Source organism: Neobacillus drentensis, assembly GCF_036965645.1.
GTDB classification, from domain to species: domain Bacteria; phylum Bacillota; class Bacilli; order Bacillales; family Cytobacillaceae; genus Neobacillus; species Neobacillus drentensis_D.
In genome coordinates this window covers 1-4,869 of sequence record NZ_JBALPZ010000218.1, presented here as the reverse complement: position 1 = coordinate 4,869, position 4,869 = coordinate 1, and the positions used below count along the sequence as shown (strand labels likewise).

Here is a 4,869-nt window from a genome sequence, read left to right as displayed (position 1 = left end):
AGTTTTCAAAGAGCAATTACATGTCACTCACAAGCGACTTTATTAATTTAACACATCACCGCTTGTAATGTCAACACTTTTATTGTTTTTTCTAACCGTCACTCACAAAACTTTTTTTAAATGTTTCGCAGCGACGGTTATTAATATACCAAGTATTTTTATAAAGGTCAATACCTTTTAATATTTTTTAAAAATAATTATGAGACGCGATAACATCTATGAAAGACACCATGACCTTTTGTTTCTAGATTAACAACTTCTAATAGATGTTTTTCAATTAAATATTCGATTAGCACAGCCAAATCTACAGAATAAGGAATCAATTCTTCCTCGTTCATTATTTCATTAAAAAGCCAGTATTCCTTCCCACGTAATACTTCCAATAAATGCGAAGTACCAATACTTGTTCTAGAATGAATCAGGAACTCGCTGGCCAAGAACAAAAGTTCTAGTCTTTTCTCTAATGTTTCTTCACTATTCACCAGCTCAATATATAATTTATAAATTTCTGGCTCTATTTGTTTTACCTGATGCCAAACTGTAAGTTCCGGATGAAGGCCATTTTCGATAACTGCAAGTCGAGCTAAGTGATGCAGGGAATGTACAACATAATTATACGCATCTAAAAATTGACCACTCTCAAATAACGCTTTACCGTCTACATAGCGGCGAATTAATTTAGCAAATTCTAAGCCCATTTTGATTTTTCGTCCATTAAAGGGAAAATCCCGCAGCTCTGTTTTTAAATTGATAACATACTCATTACGATCAAACAGAATTTTCGCTTCATGAACCCATTCAAATATCTTTCGGTTCGTGCCCAATAGCAGCCATTCCTGAAGCTGAGATTCTGACACGACATGCATAGCCGCCTTTTTGTCATCGTAAGTATAATGTTTAATAAATAATGGCTGGTCAGCCTCTTTTACAATAATCAATAAGACAACATCAAATGAATCTGTAATATGACTGGATTTATGTTTTTTTTCGACCAACAAAACTCCTAGTGTATTGGATTGACTCGCCCTTTCTTGATAAATAGGCCGAAGGATGTCTTCCATTCATCATTCCTCCATTTTATTCAGGTAGCATTATATGTTCGACAGTGATATCTAATTTCCTTTTTTTCTAAAAGACAATTTTCGACATTCTTTGTATTTTTTCTTACAAAATAATTATGGTATAGTTTGTCTAGGAGGGAGAAACATGGCAAAGTATTCGAGTAAGATTAATAAAATACGCACATTTGCATTATCCTTAATTTTTATTGGTTTCATTGTGATGTATATAGGAATTTATTTTAGAACTTCACCTGTTATTATGACCATCTTTATGCTTTTAGGTCTACTTTTTATTATCGCCAGTACTGTCGTTTATTTTTGGATAGGAATGCTTTCAACGAAGACTATTCAAGTAAATTGCCCTAACTGCGGCAAACCCACTAAGATGCTTGGTCGAGTAGACATGTGCATGCACTGCAGGGAACCATTAACATTGGATCCTAGTCTCGAAGGCAAACAATTTGATCAATCCTATAATCATACTAAACAGAATAAATAAAAAGAGGATGACTATTAACCATTGGTTAAAATAGTCACCCTCTTTTTTTGTTGGCGAACATTAATTTAATGATTAATGAACTTCTTTACTAGCGCACTCAGGACAGGAACCGTAAATTTCCAGACGGTGGTTATCCACTTTAAAACCTGTTACATGTGAAGCTAGATGCTCTACCTCGTCAAGACCAGGATAATGAAAATCAACAATTTTACCACAACTTTGACAAATAACATGGTAATGATGAGAGGTTACAAAATCAAATCGAGCGGATGCATCCCCATAAGTCAATTCCTTTACAAGTCCAACTTCACGAAATACTCGTAAATTATTGTAAACTGTTGCCACACTCATATTAGGGAATTTACCTTCTAGGGCTTTATAAATTTCGTCTGCAGTAGGATGTGACATTGAGTTTATTAAATATTCAAGTATCGCATGACGTTGTGGAGTAATTCGTACACCTGTATCCTTCAAGGTATCCAACGCTTCTTTTAATTGATTCATCGCCATGCACCTTCTTTCTAAAAAATATTATTAAATTATAATTGTTATAATTAATTTTACTAGGTCTTTTGTACTTTTGTCAATATTGTAATCGAAGAAACACCATTTGTTACTATCTATCCGCATGTAAAGTTTTTTCTGTTTCCCCTAATTGATAATTAACATATCTAGCTGTTACAAACAAAAGGTCGGAAAGTCGGTTTAAATAAGCCAACACTAGCGGATTTACTTCTTCCCCTAATGAAACCGCACAACGCTCAGCTCTCCGTGCGATGGTTCGGGCTACATGGAAGGCTGCACCTGCGGGATCTCCTCCGGGCAGAATGAAATTTGTTAGTCCAGGCAGAGCAGTGTCCCACTCATCAATCTGTTTTTCAAGTTGTTCGATATCAGCAGGAGCAAGTTTCCACTTTACTTCTTTGCCTTTTGGTGTAGCCAATTCCGCACCAACATGAAAAAGGTTTGTTTGTATTTTATGATATACACTTTCAATTATTTCTTTCCCTTGGAAATTTTCATTTTTTAAGTAACTTAAAGCAAGACCAATCATAGAATTTGTTTCATCACAGGTTCCATACGCCTCGACCCGCATATCATTTTTCGTTACTCTTTGACCATAGATTAAGGAAGTGGTACCTTTATCACCCGTTTTGGTATAGATTTTCATTTTCTTACCTCCATTAGAAATATTTATTATCTAATTCTTTATGTATTTTAAAGGATACAGTTTTCTTCATCTTATCATCTATAGTTATATTTAGAAAAGTTGTAATGATGATATTCTTATTCATAAAAAAAAGGGTCACTATGGACCCAAATGATTTTATCTGAGGAGGTATGCCCTAATAAAATGATATTCAATTTACGCATTCTTGCATTGGACAAATGCCTTTTCTTGAGAAAATAGGCTTTAAAGTATGTAGGTTACTAACTCCAAAGAGCATTAATTCCTTCATACCTCAAATAGATCACCAAAACAACCAAAGAAATATATCAAAACATATAACTTGTTACGAACCTGAATCAAAGTGATTTCAGAAGGAATAATAATAGTATTTAGTCTGAATTGGAGGATATTTATGAAAAGCACTGAAAATTCCTTATCCATTTTAGCTCTTGGCGGCATTAATGAAATCGGAAAAAACATGTATGTTGTTCAATATGAAGATGATATTTTTATTATTGATTGCGGCGGAAAATTTCCGGATGAAAGTTTGTTAGGAATCGATTTAATTATCCCTGACATTACGTATCTAGAGGAAAATCAGGACAAAATTAAGGCTTTGATTGTAACCCATGGTCATGAGGACCATATTGGCGGTATTCCCTACTTCTTAAGAAAAATAAATGTACCAATTTACGCAACCCGATTTACGCTTGGATTAATTGAATTAAAACTTGATGAACATAGACTAAGAGGGGACACCAAACTCATTACGATCGACTCCGAATCAAGATTGGAATTCGAAAAGGTGGATATTTCCTTTTTCAAAGTAAGCCACAGCATCCCAGATTGCCTTGGAATTGTATTTCACACACCTGAAGGAATTGTGGTTCATACAGGCGACTTTAAATTTGATTTAACACCTGCCAATAACCAATTTTCCGATATACATAAGATGGCACAACTTGGCCAGCAAGGGGTATTAGTTTTAATTTCTGAAAGTACAAACGCAGAGCGGAAGGGGTTAACCCCTTCCGAGCAAATGGTTGGTTCCCATATGGATGAAGCCTTTATAAAAGCTAGAGGGAAAATTTTCATCTCTACCTTTGCATCCAATGTTAATCGTGTCCAGCAAGTGGTTGAATCTGCATTAAAGACAAATCGCAAGCTCGCATTGTTAGGCCGAAGCATGGTGAATGTTGTTGACGTTGCCATTGAACGTGGTTATTTAAATGTTCCAGAAGGTATGATCATCGAGGCAAGCGAAGTGGATAAACTGCCATCTGAAAAGGTAGCCATCCTCTGTACAGGCAGTCAAGGGGAACCACTGGCAGCCCTTTCCCGATTAGCAAGCGGAAACTACCGCGATGTTGCCATTTATCCGGGAGATACAGTCATATTAGCAGCATCCCCCATACCCGGAAACGAAAAAGATGTTTCTAAGATTATAGACAATTTATTTCAACTCGGGGCAAAAGTAATTTACGGTTCTGGCAGCACAACCGGCATGCACGTTTCCGGCCATGGCTATCAGGAAGACCTTAAGCTTATGCTGACATTAATGAAACCCACCTATTTCATTCCAATCCATGGAGAATATCGCATGCTGCACCATCACCGTGTGTTAGGTGAATCCGTTGGAGTAGATAAAGGAAATACTTTTATTATTAAAAATGGAGACGTCGTCGATATCAAAAATGGAGCTGCCCGTCAGACCCGTTCCGTTCCTGCTGGGGATACATACGTAGATGGTATCGGTGTAGGCGATGTCGGTGACATTGTGTTACGAGACAGAAAACAGCTGTCTGAAGATGGCATGCTCGTTATTGTCATCACAATTAGCAAAGGCGACCGAAAAATCATTTCAGGCCCCGATACCATTACTCGCGGATTTGTTTATGCAAGAGACTCGGATGAACTGCTCAAAGAAGTTAACCGCCTTGTTAAAAAGACGGTCAATGACTTGCAAGCAGAAAATATTCGCCAATGGAATGTGATTAAACAAAACATTAAAAAGTCCGTAGGGCAATATTTATTTGCTCAAACGAAGCGAAAGCCAATGATTCTCCCGATTATTATAGAAATTTAAATAAACAAAAAAGGATGAGCACTTAACCCGTGACTGAACTGCCCCGTAAATG

General features: G+C 36.5%; 5 protein-coding genes. 2 read left to right on the top strand and 3 right to left on the bottom strand.

The genetic code is table 11. The features are described from left to right. Window positions 1–197: 197 nt before the first annotated feature. Window positions 198–1,061, bottom strand: coding sequence for a nucleotidyltransferase-like protein (locus V7266_RS28690; protein ID WP_335472620.1), 864 nt, complete (start codon window positions 1,059–1,061; stop codon window positions 198–200). A 145-nt stretch (window positions 1,062–1,206) separates the two neighbouring features. On the opposite strand from V7266_RS28690, the gene V7266_RS28685 reads away from it, so the two are divergent. Next, entirely contained in the window at window positions 1,207–1,560 is a 354-nt protein-coding gene (locus V7266_RS28685; RefSeq protein WP_335472619.1) for a YgzB family protein, read from the top strand. A gap of 72 nt (window positions 1,561–1,632) precedes the next feature. Here the strand turns inward: V7266_RS28685 and perR are convergent, their stop codons facing one another. After that, on the bottom strand, window positions 1,633–2,070 hold the full coding sequence (gene perR / locus V7266_RS28680) for a peroxide-responsive transcriptional repressor PerR (RefSeq protein ID WP_335472618.1): 438 nt from the start codon (window positions 2,068–2,070) through the stop codon (window positions 1,633–1,635). Window positions 2,071–2,176: 106 nt separating this feature from the next. Further along, complete coding sequence (locus V7266_RS28675) at window positions 2,177–2,731, bottom strand: cob(I)yrinic acid a,c-diamide adenosyltransferase (protein ID WP_335472617.1); 555 nt, start codon at window positions 2,729–2,731, stop codon at window positions 2,177–2,179. Window positions 2,732–3,143: 412 nt separating this feature from the next. On the opposite strand from V7266_RS28675, the gene V7266_RS28670 reads away from it, so the two are divergent. Then, window positions 3,144–4,817, top strand: coding sequence for a ribonuclease J (locus tag V7266_RS28670; protein WP_335472616.1), 1,674 nt, complete (start codon window positions 3,144–3,146; stop codon window positions 4,815–4,817). Window positions 4,818–4,869: the final 52 nt, after the last annotated feature.